This window comes from Microbacterium jepli (genome assembly GCF_047237905.1).
Lineage (GTDB): Bacteria > Actinomycetota > Actinomycetes > Actinomycetales > Microbacteriaceae > Microbacterium.
In genome coordinates, this window is the sequence record NZ_JBDFLW010000005.1 from 2,114,947 (window position 1) to 2,132,397 (window position 17,451).

The window sequence follows — 17,451 nt, forward strand, 5'->3', positions numbered from 1 at the left end:
CGCGGCGCCGGGCGCCGGTCACTTCGCGGGGGTCGCGTCCAGCCCGAGGATGTCCACGACGTAGACGACCGTCTCCCCCGCCGTGACACCGGCCGGGGGCGTGTCGCCGAGCTGGTCGGGCGGGATCACCACGAGAACCTGCGAGCCGACCGTCTTGCCCTCGATCGCACTGCGGAAGGCGTCGGACTCGGTGCTCAGGCCGACCGAGACGGGCTCGGAGCCCCAGGTGTCGGTGAACGTCGTGCGCCGCGGGTTGTCCCAGGTGACGCCGGTCATCGCCAGGCGGACGGGCTGATCGCCGGTGACGACGTCGCCGTCGCCCTTCTTGAGCGTCTGCACGACGAGGTCGGTGGGCGCCGTGGCGTCGGGGACGATGATCCCCGGCCGTCCGTCGGGCGCCCGCACGACGGTCGGCATCCCGAGCGCGTCGTTGTACTGGTCGGCGCCGTCGGCCTTCGGCAGGTACGTCTTGCGGACGTCGACCACGGCGATCGCCGAGTCGCCCTCGGTGAGCCCGACCGACGAGGCCGTCTGGGCGGCGATGCCGTCCGGCGGCAGGGCGATCACGGTGCGTGTGCCGGGCGTGGCGCAGTGCAGCGCGTCGGCGAAGGACGGGAACGTCTCCGACCAGCGGGCGAGCGAGAACACCGACGAGTCCGAGCCGTCGTACGCGGTCTTCACCAGCGGCTGGCCCGTGGTGCCGTCGTAGAGCGAGATGTCGAGCACGACGAGCTGGTCATCGGTCGAGATCGGCGTTCCCGAGCCGGTGGCGAGGTCGGCGAAGGCCGTCGTGTCGGCGTGGAACGGCGTGTAGACCGACACGGAGGGCGCAGCATCCGTCGATCCGGTCACCGTGATCAGGTCGGTCGTGCTGCGATCCGTGGCCGCGGGCCGGGGGCACGCCTCCGTGGCTCCGGCGGAGCAGCCCACCAGTCCGACGGTCGCGAGTCCGACGAGGGCGATGAGAGCGGGGATCTTTCGCACCGGAACAGTCTAGACGCGCGGTGCGTCGTCGCCTTCCGGCAGGTTGTCGGGCTCGTCCTCGTCGCCGCCCGCGGCGGATGCCGACGCCAGCCGGGCGCCCGCGGCCGCCCGCTGCGCCTCGCGCACCCGCTTGCGCAGGTTCTTGTCGGTGATGTCGCGGTCGCCGACGGCGCCGGGAGTCCACAGCTCCACGTCCTCGTCGCCGTAGCTCGACTTCGACGCGCGCCGCTTCTGCTCCGGCAGCACGGCCCCGGGAGCCAGCCTGCGGGCGGTCAGGAGGAAGCCGGTGTGGGCCACCATGCGGTGGTCGGGACGCACGGCGAGCCCCTCGACGTGCCAGCCGCGCACCATCGTCTCGCTGGCGTCGGGGTCGGTGAACAGCCCCGTGCCGCGGATGTACTCCGCGACGCGGCTGAGCTGCGTGGCCGTGGCGACGTAGCAGAGCACGACGCCGCCGGGCGTGAGGGCATCGGCCACCGCGTCGATGCACTCCCAGGGGGCGAGCATGTCGAGGACGACACGGTCGACGGATGCCGCGGTCACCGCCCCCGGAAGCTCTTCGACGAGGTCGCCGACCTGCACCGTCCAGTTCGCGGGCGGGGCGCCGAGGAAGGTCTCGACGTTGGCGACGGCCACCTCGGCGAACTCCTCGCGGCGCTCGAACGAGATGAGCCGTCCCTCCGCGCCGATCGCGCGCAGCAGCCACAGCGACAGCGCCCCCGAGCCGACGCCCGCCTCCACGACCACGGCGCCGGGGAACACATCGGCCTGCGCGAGGATCTGCGCGGCGTCCTTGGGGTAGACGATGGCCGCGCCGCGCGGCATCGACATGACGAAGTCGCGCAGCAGCGGGCGCAGCGCGAGGTACTCGTGGCCCCCGCTGCCGGTGACGATCGAGCCGTCGGGCAGCCCGACGAGGTCCTCGTGGCGGAGCACGCCGTGATGCGTGTGCATCTCGCCGAGCTCGCGCAGGGTGATGGTGTGCAGGCGCGCCTTCGGCCCGGTGAGCTGCACGCGGTCGCCGAAGCGGAACGGCCCGCTAGGCCGCAGGTCGTCGATCACCGCACGCTCCCCGCGGTGGTGCGGCCCGCGTGCACCGCGGCGACGTCGGCGACGCCGCGACCGGCCAGCGTCGGCCAGAGCGCCTGCGCGCCCGTGCCCTCGAGCGGCACCATGTGGGGCACGCCGATGACGGAGGCGCCGGAGGCGACCGCGGACAGCAGCCCGTTGGGCGAGTCCTCGATCGCGACGGTGTCGAGGGGGTCGACGCCCAGCAGCTCGCACGCCTGGAGGTAGGGATCGGGGAACGGCTTCGGGCGGGTGGCGTCGTCACCCGCGATCACGACATCGAACGCGTCGAAGTCGATGAGGTCCACGACGCTGCGCGCCATCCTCCCCATCGACATCGTGACCAGGGCGGTCTTGATGCCGGCGGCGCGCAGCTCGGCGAGGAGCTCGCGCGCTCCCGGACGGAACGGCACGCCGTCGGCGGCGAGGCCGGCCATCACGTCGTCGGTCAGCCGGTCGATGATCTCCGGCACCGACATGCGCACCCCGGCGGCCTGGAAGATGCGCGCCGAGTCCTCGAGCCCGCGGCCGACGAGGTCGAGCGCCTGCTCGTGCGACCACGTGCCGCCGAACTCCTCGACGAGGGGCGTCTCGGCGGCCATCCAGTAGGGCTCGGTGTCGACCAGTGTGCCGTCCATGTCCCACAGGACCGCGGCGGGGACAGGGTTTCGTTGCACCGGTCCATGCTACCCAGCGCCCCCGGGGCGACCGACCCGCCGGCAGCGCGGTGCGCCTATCCTGGAACGAATCGCCGGACGGTCGGAGGGGGTCGCGTGGAAGGACTGGGACGCCGAGTGGTGGTCGTCGCGTTCGACGGCTGGAACGACGCCGGGGAGGCCGCGTCCGCCGCCGTCTCCCTGCTGCGGGAGCAGGGCTCGTACGAGCCGGTGTTCTCCGTCGACCCCGAGCTGTACTTCGACTACCAGTACACGCGCCCGCAGATCTCCACCGACGGAGAGGGCGCGCGGGTCATCCGCTGGCCCGAGGCGACCCTGTACCGCCCCACCACGACGGCCCGGGGCACGCAGCTGTGGCTGCTGGCCGGCGTCGAGCCGGCGCGTGCGTGGCAGGCGTTCGCGACGGAGTTCATCGACGTGGCCCTCCGCGAGGACATCACGGGCATGGTGGCCCTGGGCTCGATGATGTCCGACGTGCCCCACACCCGTCCGATCTCGATTTTCTCCGGCAGCGACAACGAGCAGCTGCGCACGACGCTCGACATCGAGCGCAGCTCGTATGAAGGCCCCGTCGGCATCCTGAGCGTGCTCGGCGCCGCCGCCGACGCCGCCGGCATCCCCGCGGCGTCGCTGTGGGCGAGCGTGCCGCACTACGTGGCCGGCCACACCCCGTCGCCGAAGGCGACGCTGGCCCTCCTCGACCGCCTGGAGGACCTCACCGGCGCGCAGGTGCCGCGCGCCCAGCTCGCGACCGAGTCGGCCGCGTGGGAGGCGTCGATCGACGCCGCCGCGGCGGACGACGAGGAGATGACGGAGTACATCCGTCAGCTCGAGCGCACCCGCGACACCTGGGACTCCCCCGAGGCGTCCGGCGACGCCATCGCGCAGGAGTTCGAGCGCTACCTGCGGCGCGGCGGCGGCGAAGGACCGACCAAGCCGGGTCGCGACCGCGACGACCCGCGCCGCTGACGGAAAGGCGTGGATCGGGCCGCGCTCACGCCGCGAGGACGCCGGTCGCCAGGAGCACCATCACCAGGGCGCCCAGCGCCACGCGGTAGATCACGAAGGGCAGGAAGCTGCGCTTCGAGATGTAGCTCATGAAGAAGGCGATGACGGCGAGCCCGACGACGAACGCGATGCCGGTCGCCAGCGCCGTCTCGCCGAGGCTGAACACGCCCGGCTCGTCCATGCTCTTGAAGAGCTGGTAGAAGCCGCTGCCGAAGACGGCGGGGATCGCCAGCAGGAACGCGTACCGCGCCGCGGCCGCGCGCTCGAAGCCCATGAACAGCCCGGCGGTGATCGTGCCGCCCGAGCGCGAGACGCCGGGGACCAGGGCGAGCGCCTGAGCGAAGCCGAAGACCGCGCCCTGCCCGATGTTGATCTCGTTCAGCTTGCGCTTCTTGGCACCCACCATGTCGGCGATGCCGAGCAGCACGCCGAAGAGGATCAGCATGGCCGCCACCAGCCACAGCGAGCGGAAGGTCGTCTCGATCTGGTCCTGGAACAGCAGTCCGAGCACGACGATCGGGATCGATCCGACGATGATGAGCCACCCCATCCGGGCGTCCGGATCGTTGCGCGGCACGCGACCGGCGAGCGAGCGGAACCAGCGCCCGATGATGCGCACGATGTCGCGCCAGAAGAAGACGACCACGGCCGCCTCGGTGCCGATCTGCGTGATCGCGGTGAAGGCGGCGCCGGGATCCTGCGCCGACGGCATGAGAGCCCCGACGATGCGCAGGTGGGCACTGGAGGAGACCGGGAGGAATTCGGTCAGTCCCTGGACGAGTCCCAGGATGATGGCCTCGATGAGCATGAGCGCCTTTCGGTGGAGAAGCGGAGCGGAGGATGCCGCGGCATCCGGCTCCTCCGGTCAGTATGTGCGAAGCAGGTCGACGAGCACGTCCCGGCCGAAGTCGAGGGCGTCCAGGGGGACGCGCTCGTCGACGCCGTGGAACATGCCGGTGAAGTCGAGGTCGGCGGGAAGCCGGAGGGGGGCGAAGCCGTAGCCGGCGATGCCGAGCCGCGACAGCGCCTTGTTGTCGGTCCCGGCGCCGAGGAGGTACGGGATGACCGGCACGCCCGGGTCGGCGCGTCCGAGCGAGGCGACCATCGCGTCGACGAGGCCGCCCTCGAAGGGCACCTCCATGCCGATGTCGCGCACGACCGTCTCGATCGCGATGTCGTCGCCCACGATGCGCTGGATGTCGGCCAGCACGGCGTCCTCGGTGCCGGGCAGCACCCGGACGTCGATGAGGGCCTCCGCGCGGTCGGGGATCACGTTGTGCTTGTAGCCGGCCGTGAGCCCCGTCGGATTGGCGGTCGTGCGCAGGGTGGAGCGGATGAAGGCGGATGCCGCGCCGGTCGTGTCGGCGAGCGCGTCGGGGTCGGCGTCGCCGATGCCCGAGAGGTCGGCGAGGTGGCCGAGCAGGTCGCGAGTGGTGGACGTGAGCGCGATCGGCCACTCCGTGCGTCCGAGAGCGGCCACGGCCTCGGCGAGGCGCGTCACGGCGTTGTCGGGGTGGAAGCGGCTGCCGTGGCCGGCTCGGCCGCGCGCGACGAGCTTGATCCACATCAGGGCCTTCTCGCCCACCTGCAGCAGGTAGGCGCGGCGGTCGCCGACCGCGATGGAGTAGCCGCCGACCTCGCTGATGGCCTCGGTCGCGCCGGCGAACCACTCCGGGTGGTCCTGCACGACGAGCGCCGAGCCCTCGACGCCGCCGTTCTCCTCGTCGGCGAAGAACGCCAGCACGAGGTCGCGCGCGGGCTGCTCGCCGGCCCGCAGGATGTCGGCGACCGCGGTGAGGATCATCGCGTCCATGTTCTTCATGTCGACCGCGCCCCGGCCCCACAGCATGCCGTCGCGCACGACGCCGCCGAACGGATCGACGCTCCAGTCCTCTGCGATCGCCGGAACGACGTCGAGATGGCCGTGCACGACGAGGGCGGGCAGCGAGCCGTCGCGTCCCGGCACGCGCGCGAGCACGTTCGTGCGCCGCGGGATCGGCTCGTAGTACTGCGGCGAGAGACCCAGACCGGACAGGTAGGCGCCGACGTACTCGGCCGCCTCGCGCTCGCCGTTCGCGCGGCCACCGCCGAAGTTGGACGTGTCGATGCGGATGAGATCGCGGGCGAGCTCGGCGACCTCGCTCAGCTGCGGTTCGTCCGGGCGCGCCGGAACGGACGTGTCGAGCGGGGCCATGGCGAAAGGCTACCGTCCGGATGCCGTCGCGCCCGCCAGGGCGGAGGGCGGCGTCGATTCCAGGCGTCTGAGGAAACGTGGTAACGTCGTTCCTCGGCTGGTGACAGCTTCGACACCTTGCGCGGGTGGCGGAATAGGTAGACGCGCTAGCTTGAGGTGCTAGTGCCCGGATAGGGCGTGGGGGTTCAAGTCCCCCCTCGCGCACAGAAGAAAGGCCCCCGGTCAGGGGGCCTTTCCTGTTTCTGCGGCGTTGCCGCCGGTTCAGCCGGCCGACACGCCGAAGAGCAGGCCGAGCAGGTAGGTGACGGCCGCGGCGCCGAAGCCGATCAGCAGCTGCCGGAGCGCGCGGCGGAACGGCGGGGCGCCCGACAGGAGCCCGACCATGGCCCCGGTGCTGAGCAGGGCGATGCCCACGAGGGCCAGGGCGAGGACCACCGCCGACAGGCCCGACAGGCCCAGCAGCCAGGGCAGCACCGGGATGATCGCGCCCGAGGCGAAGAAGAGGAAGCTCGACAGCGCCGCGCCCCACGCGCTGCCAACGACGTCGTGCGAGGAGGCCGTCGCCACGACGATCGGGCCGGTCACGGGCTGCCCGGGCGACTGGACGACCGCGAGCGTGCGTCGCGCCTGCACCAGGGCGTCGGCCTCGGCCATGCCGCGGGCGCGGTAGACGAGGGCGAGCTCGTTGGCGTCGAGGTCGAGGTGCGGCAGCGCCTCGTCGGCGTAGTCGCTCGGCTCGGTGGCCTCGAGCAGCTCGCGCTGCGAGCGCACTGAGACGAACTCCCCCGCGCCCATCGACAGAGCGCCCGCGAGGAGGCCGGCGACGCCGCTGAAGAGCACGAACTGCGGCGCCACTCCCGTCGCGCCGATGCCGAGCACCAGCGCGAGGTTGGACACGAGCCCGTCGTTCGCGCCGAAGACCGCCGCGCGGAACGTGCCGGACAGCCGCCGGCGTCCGCGGGCGGCGAGCTCGCGCACGACCTCGCGGTGGATCTTCTCATCGGCCGCCATCACGGCCGGGGCGAACGGCTCGTCGCCGTACGGCGACCGCCCCTCCGCGTTCTGCGCGAGAGCCAGGACGAAGATCGACCCGAAGCGCGTCGCCATCCACCCGAGCAGACGAGTGCCGAGGTCCGGCCGCGGGAGCCGGCCCGGCTCGCCGCCGAGCAGGTCGAGCCAGTGCGACTCGTGACGCCCCTCCGCGTCGGCGAGGGCCAGGAGGATCTCACGCTCCTCCCCCTCGCGGCGGGTGGCGAGCTGCCGATAGACGCGGGCCTCGGCACGCTCGTTCACGAGGTACTGCGCCCAGCGACGGCGATCTCGGGCGGTGGGGACGGGGGTGGTCAACGGGACTCCTCGGGTGGCCTGCGGTGCAGCCTCCCACCGTAATCAACGCCCGCGCGACCACCCTCCTCCGGGCCGGTATTGCCAGCATTTCGGGCCGCCGCACACGTATCGGCCGTGTTTCCTCCTGGTCAGTACACCAGGAGCGGGAACGGGATCCGCGACCGCGAGTCCTCGTACGGATCCGTGCCGGTGAACGTCGCGCGCAGCAGGTGCAGGCCGCGTCCGAGCGACGGCAACGCCACGCTGAAGCGTCCCTTCGCCGACGCGTCGAGGACGACCGTCGCGACGACCACTCCCCTGTCGGACACGGTCACCGTACCCGTCGGAGCGGAGCCGTCCGCAGCGAACACCGCGCCCACCATCGAGACGGGCGTTCCCGCTTTCGCGATAAGCCGCGACGGCGCCGCGTAGATCGTGGTCTCGACCGGTGCCGTCTGTGCGTCCACGAGCACGGCGACCGAGCGGCCGGGCACCGTCACCGTGCCCGTCGTCGCGTCCCACGTCGTCGTCTTCACGACGGCGTCGGAGCCGGACGCCTGGGCGTCGGCGAGTGCGAAGCCGCGTCCCGCCAGCGCCGGCACCGCCTGGGTGACGGCGTCGGGTGACGAGTTGAACACCACGAGCGCCCCGTCGAGTGCGGCGTCGGTGTCGGCGCCGACCAGATCGTCGACGAGCATCACGACGACGCCGGGTGCGGCATCCGTTCCCGCGTTCGGGACGAGACCTTCTGCTCGATGAGGTCCGCAGACCCGAGTCGCAGCAGGGGTACCTCCTGGCGCAGCCGCAGCAGATCGAGGGCGGATGCCTCGGCCTGCGCGATGTCGGCGGGGCCGGGCTTGAGCGCCGGGTCTGCCAGCAGCGGGGCCATGTCGGGCCACTTCTCCTGGTTGTCGGCGGCGGGGGGCAGTCCCGAGCCGAACGTCGAGGTCTGACCGGTCCAGTCGATGCGGTTGAACCAGTCGCCCGAGTTGAAGCTGTTGCGGTCGAGCGACTTCGAGCGCAGCAGCTCCGTGCCCGCGTGCCAGAACGACGGCGTCTGCGACAGCGCGGTGGTCGCGAGCTGCAGGGTGTTCATGCGCACGCGATCCGCCATGCTCGTCTCGACCGGCAGCTTGAACACCGAGAGGTCGTACAGCGTCTCGTTGTCGTGGGCGTCGACGTAGCTGATGATCTCGTCGGGCTGGTCTGCGTAGCCGGCTGCCTGCCCGTTGTAGTCGAGCTCGGATCCCGAGCGCACGGTGCCGTCCGACGTGGTGAACGAGAAGTCGCGCAGGTTGCCCGCGAGGCCCAGCTTCACCAGGTCGGTGTCGTGACCGAGGTCGGCCAGCGCCTGGTCGGCCGAGCGTCCGTCTCTGCCGTTCGGGTCGGTCGCGAGACCCGTGCCGAAACCCTGCTGGTAGGTCGAGCCGCTGTCGACGGGGCTTCCGCCGTGCACGGCGTCGCGGAGCCGGTCGCTGAACGTGCCGATCCCCGTGCCGCCGAGGTTGCCCTGACGAGCCTGCTCGAAGAGGGCGTCGTCGGCGACCTCGCCGAAGTTCCACCCCTCGCCGTACAGGTAGATCTTCTTGCCGTCCACACCGTCGCGCGCGAGCGTCAGCTCGTCGAGCGCGGCGCGGATGGCGAGCATGTTCGCCTTCGAATGGTGGCCCATGAGGTCGAAGCGGAATCCGTCGACGTGGTAGTCCCGCGCCCACAGCACGACGGAGTCGACCATGAGCTTCTGGGCCACCTGGTGCTCCGTGGCGACGTTCTGACAGCAGGTCGAGGTCTCGACGGCACCGGCGGCGTTCAGTCGCTGGTAGTAGCCGGGCACCACGCGGTCGAGGACCGAGCGTGCGCCCTGTCCCGACTCGGCGGTGTGGTTGAAGACCTGGTCGAGCACGACCTGGAGTCCCATGCCGTGGAGGGCCCCGACCATCTCCCGGAACTCCGAGACGCGCGCCCCGCCGTTCGCGTCGACGGCGTAGGAGCCCTCGGGTGCGGAGAAGTGGAACGGGTCGTAGCCCCAGTTGTAGCCGTCGGCGTCGGCGACCGCTCCGACGCACGCCTGCTGCTCCGCCGAGTCGGGGGCGAACGAGGCCAGGTCGCACGCGGGCTCCTGCTGGAGCGCCCGGTCCTCCTGGATCGTGGCGATGTCGAACGAGGGCAGCAGATGCACGGTGTTGATGCCGGCGTCGGCGAGCTGACGCAGCTGCGCCGTCCCCGCGCTGTCGCGCGTGAAGGCGCGGTAGGTGCCGCGCTCGGCCTCGGGCACCGACTCGTCGCCGATGGAGAAGTCCCGGATGTGCAGCTCGTAGATCGCCCGGTCGACGGGACGCTCGATGACGGGGGCCGCGGTCGTCCGCCACGCGCGCGGCTGCCACCGCCGATCGTCGATGTTGACGGCGACGGACCGCGTGGAGTTCGGCGTCAGCGCGACCGACGCCGGATCGGTGACGTCGTTGGTCTCGATCGCTCCGGTCGTGGGCGCGTAGACCACGACCTGCCAGAGGTACTCGTCGCCCTTCAGCGCGCGTGCGCCTTCCACCGTCCAGACACCGGATGCCGCGTCCCAGGTCGCTTCGTGACGCTGCGGGTCGCCCGTCGAGCCCGCGTCCCAGGTGAGGAGCACGGCGCTGCGTGCGGTCGGCGCCCACAGGCGGAACGTCGGGGCATTCCGGGTGAAGGACACGCCGAGCGGCACATCGGCCACGCCCTCCGCGTACAGGTCGTCGAGGACGCCGGGGATCTGCACCCCGGTGTAGGCGACGGCGGCACCCGTGCCGGTGCGCTGGACGACGGCGAGCTCGCCGCGCAGCAGGGCTGCAACCGCCGCGCGGTCGGCACCCTCGACATGCAGGGCGATGGCGTCGGACAGAGCGGGGAAGCGTGCCTTCTGCTCCTCGGTGAGCCCGCCCTCCACCCGCGTCAGCGAGATGCGATCGTCACCGCCGGTCACGACGCCGCTGACGAGATCCAGACCCGCCTGCGATGCGGCGTGCAGCCACCAGTCCGACGAATCGTCGACCGGCGCCAGCGCGGCCGGCCAGGCGAGCGTCTCCGCGTCGATCCAGTGGGCCCGCGACTCCCCCTCGCCGGGCAGCGGCTGCGCGCCGCCGCCGCTGGTGATGGTCAGCAGGTGCGTGGCGAGGTCGTAGCGGAAGGTGACGATCTCCCCCGCCGTCGCGTCGAAGCCGATGTCGGCGCCGTTCAGGCCGCCGTCCGCCCCGTAGTTGACGTCCCAGCTCAGGTCGTGCGCGACCTTCGTCGCGTACCGGCCGGTGGGCAGGTCGTCGGTGGTGAACTGGTAGACGCCGTCGCCGTCGCGGTCGAACATCATCGAGGCGAGGCAGCCCGGCGACCAGTCCGCCGGGCAGCCGAGCTCGCTCTGGAAGGAGCCGGCGAGGGTCACGGGAGGATCCTCCTCTGCGGTGGAGCGGATGCCCTTGGTGCGCGGGTCGAAGTAGAACGAGATGGCGCCGCCCGCGTGGGTGATGGCGATGTCCCCGCCGTTCGGGGCGCCGCCCGCGCCGAAGTTGACGTCCCAGCTGTTGTCGGTCGCGATCTTGTAGGCGTAGTCCCCTGCTGGAAGGTCGGGGATGGTCAGGGTCCAGATGCCGTCGACGTCCGTCATCTGCACCTGGGGGCAGTCGGGCTGCCAGTCGCCCGGGCAGCCGGCCTCGGAGTCGAGGCTTCCCGCGACGCTCGCCGTGCCGTACACGTCGGGCGTCTGCGGCTCGCTGGGCGCGGGCTCCGCGCCGTCCTCCGGAACGGGCGCGAGCGTGACGCGGTTGCCGACGGAGGCGTACGTGGATGCGGCGGAACGGTGACCCGCGGCATCCGTCGACACGGCCCGGTACTCCACCAGGGTGCCCGCGGCCAGTCCGGTCACGTCGTGGAACACCCGCGGGGTCGTGTCCTCCGCGGTGCCGAGCGCCGTCCAGTCGTCGCTACCGGCGACCCGCCACGAGAAGCTGGTCTCGCGCCAGGAGTCGTCCGTGTCGGCCTGGACGGGGGCGAGTCCGGACAGCGCCTCGCCGGCGGCCGGAACGCTGATCGTCAGCCCCGCCGCGGCATCGGGCGCGGTGACGGTGCCGTCTGCGGTGAAGACGACCGCGGAGAGCGCCGGGATCGTCACCGCCGCCCTTGCGTCCCCATCGGTCTGGAACGACGTCCCGGCGCCGTACAGCGGGGTGAAGGTGGCATCGGCGGTCAGTGTGGGCACGTCCACGGTCTGGTCGGTCGCGGAGTTGTTCGTCGCGACGAGGTACTCGACGCGCTCGTCGCGGTCGACGCGGCTGAACGCGTAGACGCCCGAGCCGTCGTCGGCCAGGCGCTCGATCTGGGCGCCGGTGTCGAGGGCGGGGTGCGCGTCGCGCAGGGCGGAGAGCGACGCGATGTGCTGGTAGAGCGGCGCGTCCGTGTCGTAACGGTCGACGCTGCCGAGCTGCTCGCCCGTGATGAGCGGCTGATCCGCGTACTCGGCCGTCTGGGTCGCGAACAGGCTCTGGCGGGCGTCCTTGTCGCCGCCCGTGCCGGCGAAGCCCTGCTCGTCGCCGTAGTAGACGACGGGCTGCCCCCCGCTGAGGAACATGAGGTCGTGCGCGAGACGGTCGCGGGCGACGGGGTCGTCGGTTCCGTTCAGGAAGAAGCCGATGCGGCCCATGTCGTGGTTGCCGAGGAAGGTCGGCAGAGCCGTGGCCGATGAGTCGGCCGTGGTGAAGTAGTCGTCGCCCGCGAACAGCGAGCTGAGCACGGCGGGCGAACCGCCGGTGACGTAGTTCTTCGCCTTGTCCTGGAACGAGAAATCGAGCACCGAGTTCATGTCGGTGTCGCGGACATAGGGCGCGAGGCGGGAAGGGTCGGCGTCATAAACCTCGCCGAACATGAAGAAGTCAGGCTTGCCGGCCACGTCGCGGGCGTAGTCGAGCACCTCGGTCGACCAGGTCTGCCAGAACTCCGGGTTGACGTGCTTCGCGGTGTCGATGCGGAAGCCGTCGATGCCGAGGTCCACCCAGTCCTGGTAGACGTCGACGAAGCCGTCGACGACCACCGGGTCCTCGGTCATGAGGTCGTCGAGTCCCGAGAAGTCGCCGTACGTCGTCGACTCGCCCTCATACGTCGTGTCGCCGCGGTTGTGGTACTTCGTCGGGTCGTTGAGCCATGCCGGCACCTTGACGTCGCGCTCGGCCTCGGACACCACCGGGGTGTACGGGAAACTGGTGGCCGGGTCGAAGGTCGGGAAGTCGGGCTTCCCTGCCTCCGCGGCGATGTCGACTACGGCGCCCGACGCGTCGGTGTAGGGGCTGTCGGCGAAGGGGACGTAGCCGTACTCGCCTTCGGCGTAGCCGATCACATCGGCGGTGTGGTTGGTGATGATGTCGAAGTAGACCTTGATGCCCCGCGCGTGAGCGTCGGCGATGAGGCCCTCGAGCTCCGCGTTCGTGCCGAGGTGCGGGTCGATCTGCGTGAAGTCGGTGATCCAGTAGCCGTGGTAGCCGGCGGAGACGTTGTCGCCGGTGCCCTGCACCGGCTTGTTCTTGAAGCTCGGCGTGAGCCAGATGGCGCTGGTGCCGAGGCCCTCGATGTAGTCGAGCTGCGAGCGGAGTCCGGCGAGGTCACCGCCCTGGTAGAAGCCCTTGTCCGTGGGGTCGAAGCCGGTCGTGAGGCGGTCGCCCTCGAGCCCGCCGAGGTTGTTGGCGGTGTCGCCGTCGGCGAACCGGTCGGTCATGACGAAGTAGAACGTCTCGCCGTCGCCCGGCTGACGGACGGGGTCCGCGACGAGCGCAGCATCCGTCGCTTCGTCGTAGTCGGCGCGCGTGCTCAGCAGCTCCAGGCCGACGCGCTTCAGCTCGTCGTCGAACACGACGCGCACCCGCGACGGTCCGGCCGTGACGAGCGGGATGTCATCGGCTCCGCCGTCGAGACCGTAGGACTCGTCCCATGCGTCGTTCGCGGCGACCTTGTACTCCCACGTGCCCGCCGGGATGTCGAACTCCGCGGCGTATCGCCCGGCGACGTCGGTCGGCGCGAGCTCCGTGGCACCGCAGTCCGGCTGCCAGTCGGCGGAGCATCCGAGCTCGCTCTGAAGGCTGCCGACGAGCGCGAACGAGCGCGCCTCGGCGGCCGCGGCCGCAGGGGCGGCCGACGCCGGCGCGGCCGCGAGCAGGCCGCTCGACAGGGCGAGGAGGACGGAGGTGGAGAGGGCCAGCGCACGGCGTGTGCGGGCGGCGGTCGTCGTCGACACGGGACTCCCTGGGGGTGGAGCGGCACGTCGATGTGCCTGCTGTGGCACCTGCGATCGTTGAGGGGAAACTCACAGGTTCCGGGGGGTGCCCACGCTACGCGCTCTCCGCGCGCTGTCAAGGGCGGGGTCGAGACCGTGGGGTCAGGACCGCACGCGCGAGCGCAGGAGGTCGATGCGCGCCTGAAGCTGCGCCACTGTGGCCTGCGCGACCGCGGGACCGCCGCACACCCGCCGGAGTTCGGAGTGCACCGCGCCGTGCGGCTCGCCGCTCTGCCGCGCGTACACGCTGACGAGGCTGTTGAGCAGCTGGCGCTGCTCCTTGAGCGTGCGGTGCAGGGGCGCGGGCAGGGCCGCCTCCGCCGCACCGTCCGGTGTGCCCTCCTGCGCCTCGCGTGCCTCCCGTGCGGTGCGATGGCGTCCTTGGCGCGCCTGACGCTGCATGAGCAGCTCGTGCACGTGCTCCGGTTCCAGGAGTCCCGGGAGGCCGAGGAACTCCTCCTCCTCGGGAGTGCCGGGCACCGCCAGCTGCCCGAACTCCTTGCCGTCGAACATGACGCGGTCGAAGTGAGCGTGCGAGCCGAGCGCCTGGTACGTGAACTCCTCGGTGAGCGCGTCGGACGCCTTGTCCTCGCGCTCCGCCGCGTCCATCATGTCCTCTTCGGCGTTCCACTCGTCGCCGTCGCTCTCGCGGTCGAGGGCGTGGTCGCGCTGGCGCTCGAGCTCCTGGGCCAGCGCGATGAGCGCGGGGACGTTCGGCAGGAAGACGCTCGCGGTCTCGCCGCGTCGACGGGCGCGCACGAAGCGGCCGATGGCCTGCGCGAAGAAGAGCGGCGTCGAGGCCGAGGTGGCGTAGACGCCGACGGCGAGCCGCGGCACGTCGACGCCCTCCGACACCATGCGCACGGCGACCATCCACCGGCTCGTGCCCGACGAGAACGCGTCGATGCGGGAGGAGGCCTCGGCCTCGTCCGACAGCACGACCGTCGGGGCCTCGCCGGTGATCGTGCGCAGAATCTCGGCGTACGCGCGCGCGGCGGTCTGGTCGGTGGCGATCACGAGGCCGCCGGCGTCGGGCACCTGCTCGCGCACCTCCGTGAGGCGGCGATCGGCCGATCGCAGCACGGCAGGGATCCACTCCCCCTCCGGATCGAGCGCCGTCCGCCAGGCCTGGGAGGTGATGTCCTTCGTGTTGTCCTGCCCGAGATGCGCCTCCATCTCGTCGCCGGTCTTCGTGCGCCACCGCATCTTGCCCGCATAGACGAGGAAGATGATCGGGCGCACCACGCCGTCCTCGAGCGCCCGGCGGTAGCCGTAGACGTAGTCGGAGCGGGAGATGCGGATGCCGTTCACGTCGGGGTGGTACTCGACGAACGGGATGGGCGCGGTGTCGCTGCGGAAGGGTGTACCCGACAGCAGCAGACGACGGGTCGCGCGGTGGTACGCCTCGCGCAGGGCGTCGCCCCAGCTGAGGGCATCGCCGCCGTGGTGCACCTCGTCGAGGATCACCAGCGTGCGCTTGTCCAGGATGAGCGACTGGTGGACGGATGCCTTCACCGCGACCTGCGCGTAGGTCACCGCCACGCCGTGATAGTGCCGGCCCGGCACCGAGTGGCGGTTGCTGAAAGCCGGATCCAGTCGGATCGAGACCCGGGCCGCAGCATCCGCCCACTGGGTCTTCAGATGCTCGGTGGGGGCGACCACGACGATGCGGTCGACGATCCGGCGGCGCAGCAGCTCGGTCGCCAGGCGCAGGGCGAACGTGGTCTTGCCGGCGCCCGGGGTCGCCGCCGCGAGGAAGTCGCGGGGTCCGCCGCCGGGTCCGTCGGGGCCGTCGAGCGAGAAGTAGAGGTCGAGCGCCTCGGCCTGCCACGCGCGCAGGCGCTGCGCGGTGCCCCACGGTGCGCGCTGCGGGAAGGCGGGTGAGAGGTGCTCCGCGGCGAAGCTGCCGATGTGGGCAGCTTCGGCGTCGGTGCCGCCGGTGGCGGCGGTATCGGTGTCGCCGGTGTGGATGGATGCCGCGGCCTGTGCGTCGCCGGTGTGAGAGCGGTCGTCGGGCAGCAGCTCCGGAGCGGTGGCGGCGAACGCGTCCACGCAGCCTCCTTCCGACCTGTGCCCGCCCCTGACGGCGGGCGGCACGAACGACAACCCTAGACGCTGTCGGGGACATCGCCGGGGTCGGCCGCCTCGCCCGGGCGGCGCCGCTGAGAACGATTCGCTAGCCTCGAAGCCGATGGACGACGGCGAGGGGACACGCATGAACGACGACCGGCGGAGTCCGCACGTGCCGAACAGCGACACCCACCCGTGGCGCCGCTACGTGGCCCTCGGCGACTCCTTCACGGAGGGCATTGGCGACCCGATCCCGGACGCGCCCGGTGAGCACCGCGGCTGGGCCGACCGAGTGGCCGAAGTGCTCGGTGCGCAGGTCGAGGACTTCGCGTACGCGAACCTCGCAGTGCGCGGAAAGCTCATCCGCCAGATCGTCGCCGATCAGATCGAGCCCGCTCTCGCGCTGAAGCCCGATCTGATCACCATCTCGGCGGGCGGCAACGACGTGATCCGCCCCGGCTCGGACCCCGATGAGATCTCGCAGATCTTCGAGGATGCGATCGTGCGCCTGGTGAGCGACGGGGCGACCGTCGTCGTGTTCACCGGTATCGACACCGAGTTCACACCGGTGTTCCGCAACATCCGCGGCAAGGTCGCGATCTACAACGAGAACATCCGCGCGATCGCCGAGAAGTACGACTGCCTCGTGGCCGATCAGTGGGCTCTGAAAGAGGTGCAGGACATGCGCTTCTTCGACGACGACCGGCTGCACTACAACGCGCTCGGACACCACGAGGTCGCCCGGATGGTGCTGCGGACGCTCAACGTGCCGAACGACCTGCAGCCGATGCAGCCGGAGGCGCTTCCGCCGCGCACCTGGCGGCAGGCGCGCACCGTCGACCTCGTCTGGGCGCGCGAATACCTCGTGCCGTGGGTGCTTCGGCGCCTGCGCCATCAGTCGTCCGGCGACGCGATCTCGGCCAAACGGCCCGACGCGCTCCCGGTGACGACGCTCGCGCCGGGCGCGGACCCGACAGCTCCGCGCGGCGAGAAGGCCTGAGCGACCCGCCCCGGCGTCTCAGGACGCCGGTGTGCGCGGGGCGAGGGCCCACAGCACGACGGCGCTCGCTGCCGCGACGTTGAGCGAGTCCACTCCTCCGGCCATCGGGATCGTCACCACGGTGTCGGATGCGGCGAGCGCACGCCGGGACAGTCCGTCGCCCTCCGATCCCATGAGCAGCGCGATGCGATCCGGTCGCGACGCCGCGAACTCGTCGAGGGGCACGGCGTCGTCCGACAGCGCGAGCGCCGCCAGGTGCAGCCCCGCGTCGTGCAGCACGGCCCCCGCCTCGGGCCATTCCGGCAGTCGCGTCCACGGCACCTGGAAGACGGTGCCCATGCTCACCCGGACGCTCCGGCGATAGAGCGGGTCCGCGCACCGCGGTGACACGAGCACCGCGTCGGCGCCGAGTCCGGCAGCTCCCCGGAAGGCGGCGCCGACGTTGGTGTGATCGACGATGTCCTCCAGCACGAGCACGAGGCGTGCACCGGCGACCACGTCCGCCACGCTCGGCAGCGCCGGCCGGTGCATCGCCGCGAGCAGTCCGCGGTGCACGGTGTAGCCGGTGATCGCCTCGGCGACCTCCGACGTCGCGACGTAGACGGGCACGTCGAGGCCGTCCAGCAGCCGCTCCGCATCGGCGAGCCACTTCTCCTGCACGAGCACGGAGCGCGGTCGGTGCCCCGCGGCGAGCGCGCGCGCCAGCACCTTCTCGGACTCGGCCATGTACAGCCCACCGGCGGGTTCGAGCACGCGTCGCAGCGCGACATCCGTCAGATCCCGGTAGTCGGCCAGCCGGGGATCCTCCGCCGACGAGATCCGCTCGATGCCCATGTGC

The 17,451-nt window shown here is 71.7% G+C and carries 12 protein-coding genes and 1 tRNA gene; 3 read left to right on the forward strand and 10 right to left on the reverse strand.

All coding sequences use genetic code 11. From position 1 onward, the window contains the following. Nucleotides 1-18 precede the first annotated feature (18 nt). From ABC304_RS14290 to ABC304_RS14300, 3 genes are read right to left on the reverse strand one after another with little or no spacing between them, the layout of a single operon-like run. Nucleotides 19-984, reverse strand: a complete 966-nt coding sequence (locus tag ABC304_RS14290; protein ID WP_412931606.1) for an FKBP-type peptidyl-prolyl cis-trans isomerase — start codon at nt 982-984, stop codon at nt 19-21. 9 nt (nt 985-993) lie between these two features. Beyond that, nucleotides 994-2,046, reverse strand: a complete 1,053-nt coding sequence (locus ABC304_RS14295) for a tRNA (adenine-N1)-methyltransferase (protein WP_412931607.1) — start codon at nt 2,044-2,046, stop codon at nt 994-996. Further along, the gene (locus ABC304_RS14300; RefSeq protein ID WP_412931610.1) at nt 2,043-2,729 is read right to left on the reverse strand and encodes an HAD family hydrolase; all 687 of its coding nucleotides are present in this window, start codon (nt 2,727-2,729) and stop codon (nt 2,043-2,045) included. Before ABC304_RS14300 ends, ABC304_RS14295 begins: the two co-directional genes overlap by 4 nt. Nucleotides 2,730-2,825: 96 nt before the next feature. Between ABC304_RS14300 and ABC304_RS14305 the strand changes: the two genes are divergently transcribed. Then, on the forward strand, nt 2,826-3,698 hold the full coding sequence (locus tag ABC304_RS14305) for a PAC2 family protein (RefSeq protein ID WP_412931612.1): 873 nt from the start codon (nt 2,826-2,828) through the stop codon (nt 3,696-3,698). A 25-nt stretch (nt 3,699-3,723) separates the two neighbouring features. On the opposite strand, the gene ABC304_RS14310 is transcribed toward ABC304_RS14305, so the two are convergent. Both ABC304_RS14310 and ABC304_RS14315 read right to left on the reverse strand, forming a co-directional pair. Then, entirely contained in the window at nt 3,724-4,545 is an 822-nt protein-coding gene (locus ABC304_RS14310; RefSeq protein WP_412931613.1) for an undecaprenyl-diphosphate phosphatase, read from the reverse strand. Between the two features lie 57 nt (nt 4,546-4,602). After that, nucleotides 4,603-5,931: a M20/M25/M40 family metallo-hydrolase gene (locus tag ABC304_RS14315; RefSeq protein ID WP_412931614.1), complete on the reverse strand. Its 1,329-nt coding sequence runs from the start codon at nt 5,929-5,931 to the stop codon at nt 4,603-4,605. Between the two features lie 119 nt (nt 5,932-6,050). Between ABC304_RS14315 and ABC304_RS14320 the strand changes: the two genes are divergently transcribed. Then, a tRNA-Leu gene (locus tag ABC304_RS14320) sits at nt 6,051-6,135 on the forward strand. A gap of 57 nt (nt 6,136-6,192) precedes the next feature. Here the strand turns inward: ABC304_RS14320 and ABC304_RS14325 are convergent. From ABC304_RS14325 to ABC304_RS14340, 4 genes are all read right to left on the reverse strand, one after another. Then, nucleotides 6,193-7,278, reverse strand: coding sequence for a VIT1/CCC1 transporter family protein (locus ABC304_RS14325; protein ID WP_412931616.1), 1,086 nt, complete (start codon nt 7,276-7,278; stop codon nt 6,193-6,195). A gap of 128 nt (nt 7,279-7,406) precedes the next feature. Beyond that, a complete protein-coding gene (locus tag ABC304_RS14330; protein WP_412931617.1) occupies nt 7,407-7,955 on the reverse strand; it encodes an alpha-1,6-glucosidase domain-containing protein in 549 nt (182 codons plus the stop codon). After that, nucleotides 7,955-13,504, reverse strand: coding sequence for a pullulanase-type alpha-1,6-glucosidase (pulA, locus tag ABC304_RS14335; protein WP_412931618.1), 5,550 nt, complete (start codon nt 13,502-13,504; stop codon nt 7,955-7,957). Before pulA ends, ABC304_RS14330 begins: the two co-directional genes overlap by 1 nt. Before the next feature lie 141 nt (nt 13,505-13,645). Continuing rightward, complete coding sequence (locus ABC304_RS14340) at nt 13,646-15,514, reverse strand: DEAD/DEAH box helicase (protein ID WP_412932959.1); 1,869 nt, start codon at nt 15,512-15,514, stop codon at nt 13,646-13,648. Between the two features lie 244 nt (nt 15,515-15,758). On the opposite strand from ABC304_RS14340, the gene ABC304_RS14345 reads away from it, so the two are divergent. After that, entirely contained in the window at nt 15,759-16,613 is an 855-nt protein-coding gene (locus tag ABC304_RS14345) for an SGNH/GDSL hydrolase family protein (RefSeq protein ID WP_412931619.1), read from the forward strand. 18 nt (nt 16,614-16,631) lie between these two features. Here ABC304_RS14345 and ABC304_RS14350 read toward each other — a convergent pair whose 3' ends face one another. Further along, the gene (locus tag ABC304_RS14350) at nt 16,632-17,447 is read right to left on the reverse strand and encodes a TrmH family RNA methyltransferase (protein WP_412931621.1); all 816 of its coding nucleotides are present in this window, start codon (nt 17,445-17,447) and stop codon (nt 16,632-16,634) included. Between the last annotated feature and the right edge of the window lie 4 nt (nt 17,448-17,451).

Bases quoted from the DNA above. Each gene is read 5' to 3' on its own strand.
- ABC304_RS14310 (WP_412931613.1), bottom strand. From the start codon at position 4,545: ATGCTCATCGAGGCCATCATCCTGGGACTCGTCCAGGGACTGACCGAA.
- ABC304_RS14315 (WP_412931614.1), bottom strand. From the start codon at position 5,931: ATGGCCCCGCTCGACACGTCCGTTCCGGCGCGCCCGGACGAACCGCAG.
- ABC304_RS14330 (WP_412931617.1), bottom strand. From the start codon at position 7,955: ATGCTCGTCGACGATCTGGTCGGCGCCGACACCGACGCCGCACTCGAC.
- ABC304_RS14345 (WP_412931619.1), top strand. From the start codon at position 15,759: ATGAACGACGACCGGCGGAGTCCGCACGTGCCGAACAGCGACACCCAC.
- ABC304_RS14350 (WP_412931621.1), bottom strand. From the start codon at position 17,447: ATGGGCATCGAGCGGATCTCGTCGGCGGAGGATCCCCGGCTGGCCGAC.